This window comes from Methylobacterium pseudosasicola (genome assembly GCF_900114535.1).
In the GTDB taxonomy this organism is placed as follows: domain Bacteria; phylum Pseudomonadota; class Alphaproteobacteria; order Rhizobiales; family Beijerinckiaceae; genus Methylobacterium; species Methylobacterium pseudosasicola.
Map to the genome: position 1 here is coordinate 1 of NZ_FOTK01000115.1, position 2,738 is coordinate 2,738.

Sequence of the window (2,738 nt, forward strand, 5' to 3'; positions counted from 1 at the left end):
CCTGGCAGACTGGCGGCGCACACCGTCGAACCGCCACGCATAGGCTTTGATTGCCCAACGCGCCGCATCCCAATGACGCTCCGCAACCAAACAGCAGTGCGGGATGCGATGGGCGCGGATCCGTTCTCTGGCACGGCCTACGTGTTCCGATTGAAGCGAGCGGAAAGGTCCAAGTTTCTGTTCTGGGACGGGAGCGGGGTGGTTCTGGCGACCAAGCGCCTGGAGGCCGGTCAGTTCTGCTGGCCGAAGATCGAGGATGGCGTCGTACGCCTCGCGGCGGCGCAGCTCGCGGCCTTGCTCGAACGGCTCGACTGGAAGCGTGTTCACGCGGCTCGCACAGTCATCGCCCCAGCGCTGGCAGGGTGAGCAAAAAGGTCGAGCGCGCCGGCCCCAGTGCCAACGACAACCCCGCTCCTCCGTGCCGGATCTTATCGGTTAACGGCCCAAATCCACTTTGTAGGATCAAATCATAGCATCAATTAAAATAGCTGCTGATGGCCGTCGTCAATGCGTTAAAAGATATTATCGACCGAATGTCTGAAAATAAAGTTGCTATTTGGTAGCTTAGAAAAAATGATATAGCATACCAGGATCCTTTTGATATTTTCAAAACTTTCCCGAATTTTAATGAAAGTAAAACAAATGTATGGTTTTGCGAAAACCAAACTAAACACAGCGCAAGTGCGCCCCCCCCAATTATATCTGTCGGATAATGAGCTCCGACATAGATGCGGGCAAACTCAACAAGCGAGATCCATATAGCCAGCTTTAAACCTAATTTCCGATTTCCTATGTATACTGCTAAAGTCAATCCAAAGAGAACAACAGCATGATCGCTCGGGTAGGAATGCCATGTATTGAGTGGCGCCTGGGAATGAACGGATGGAATATTAAACTTAAGAGCCGTGTCATAAAATGGGCGCGGATGAGTTTGTAAAGTATGCTGCAGAAATCTACTGATCAATCCAGCAGTTGATGCCGAAAGAACTGCGATGATCACTCGTGCTTTCAAATAGGTATTGTTTAAGTTTGATAAGACATACCACACGAAACACAACAAAATCACGCCTCCGAAAGTGGGGTAATTGTCTAGAGCGAACAAAAAGTTATCGACGGTATAATTTATGTTTGTAAATCGATTGACAAATCTCACAATTGGTCTGTCGAACAAATCCGCTTTTATAGACAATAAATAGGAGCAACAAAATAATAGAAATGAAGCAATAACATTTAATAGCCAGTTTATCTTTGAAATCTTGCCATTCGTAATATGTATGTCCGTCCGATCTGCAGGGGCGCACAGCATCAGAAAAATCCATCCATAAAATCTAAGGCGGTCCCGAAGTTGCCATTACACGCGTCAGACCACGGGATCTCCAGCGAAGAGTTCAAGGACACTATGCTAAAATCGTCACTCTGTATATACCCTTCTAGCTATATAGAGCATTTGATTTTTCGAACTTAATAAGCGCCGTTAAATTCTACTCTCCGAGAAATAGCCTGGTCTGAATTTTCTCAAAAAATTGTTCTATCACCTTGCGTACCCAGTTTCTATTGGCGGAATTAGCGTAGATCATAGGCATTGATTCCGCATGTCGCCAACGCACCAGTTCGTTCCAGTCTAGGGTACAACTGTATGTGCGCCTCTGGAATGGCTCGCCCTACACCGCGGCTTATACCAATTGGCGGTGATCATAACCTGTATGCCCATGTGCGCAGGCCAAGGGACATGATTTTCCAGGGCTGTGCGACGAGCCTGTTCCAGGCGTCACAACAGTGATCGACGATGTCGTCGTAGGAGGCGAAGATCCGGTCGCCGAGCCAATTGTCCCGGATGAACTGCCAGACGTTCTCGACCGGGTTGAGTTCGGGGGCGCAGGGCGGCAGCGTCAGGAGCGTGATGTTGCTGGGCACGACGAGGTCGTGGGCGCCGTGCCAGCCTGCGCCGTCGAGCATCAGCACGGCGTGGGCACGGGGCGCAACGGAGCGGCTGATCTCGGCCAGATGCAGGTTCATCGCCTCGCTGTCGCAATGGGGCAGGACGAGGCCGGCGCCCTTGCCCTTCTCCGGGCAGATCGCCCCGAAGATGTAGGCGTAGGCCGTGCACTGGTCCTTGGGGGCGGAGGGCCGTGTCCCACGCCGTGCCCAGCGTCGCGGCAAGGTGTTCTTCTGGCCGACGCGGGCCTCGTCCTGCCACCACAGCTCGATGGCCGTGCCGCGAGGCAAGCCGGCACGGATCGCCTTCACGGCGGCGGGGAGGTTTTTTTGAACGCCGCCAGTGCGGCACCGAGGATCGCGATCACTCGCTTCATGTTGTAGGCGAGAACCTGCAGGCTCATCTCACTGGCCACGTTCTTCAATTCCCGGGTCAGGAAGTGGGTCGCTCCCATCCAGGCTTTGAGGATGCCGAAGACGTGCTCGACCGTCTGGCGGCAGTCACGCATCGCGTTCGGGGTCTCCTCAGGCTGTCGTAGCGGGCACAATCAGCGACCGGCTCATGGCGCAGCCGCAGGCTCTCAGGCGTCAGGATGGTGACGGGTGCAGTGGGCTCGCGCTGCCGGGCGAGGATGTTGAGGACGACATCGGCCGAGTGCACGCCCTCGCGCAGCGCTTCGGCACAGGCGGCCTCGACCGCGCTCAGCCCGTCGCGCAGCACGGCGGTGAGGATCTCGACCATCTGCCGGTCGCCGTCGGCAGAGCCGGCGAGCTTGCGTCGGATCCGGTCGAGGGCGGCAGGC

The 2,738-nt window shown here is 54.9% G+C and carries 2 protein-coding genes and 3 pseudogenes; 1 reads left to right on the forward strand and 4 read right to left on the reverse strand.

The features are described from left to right. Window positions 1–366: IS66 family insertion sequence element accessory protein TnpB (tnpB, locus tag BM228_RS33385; RefSeq protein WP_208612154.1), on the forward strand; the 366-nt coding region annotated here is incomplete at its 5' end. Between the two features lie 109 nt (window positions 367–475). On the opposite strand, the gene BM228_RS33390 is transcribed toward tnpB, so the two are convergent. From BM228_RS33390 to BM228_RS33405, 4 genes and pseudogenes are all read right to left on the reverse strand, one after another. Then, on the reverse strand, window positions 476–1,306 hold the full coding sequence (locus tag BM228_RS33390; protein WP_092047627.1) for a phosphatase PAP2 family protein: 831 nt from the start codon (window positions 1,304–1,306) through the stop codon (window positions 476–478). 386 nt (window positions 1,307–1,692) lie between these two features. Then, a pseudogene (locus BM228_RS33395) lies at window positions 1,693–2,322 on the reverse strand (IS630 family transposase); the annotation flags it as partial. Then, window positions 2,244–2,453 (reverse strand): annotated as a pseudogene (locus BM228_RS33400) (transposase); the annotation flags it as partial. The pseudogenes BM228_RS33400 and BM228_RS33395, both read right to left, overlap by 79 nt. Further along, window positions 2,369–2,738: pseudogene (locus BM228_RS33405) on the reverse strand (IS21 family transposase); the annotation flags it as partial. The pseudogenes BM228_RS33405 and BM228_RS33400, both read right to left, overlap by 85 nt.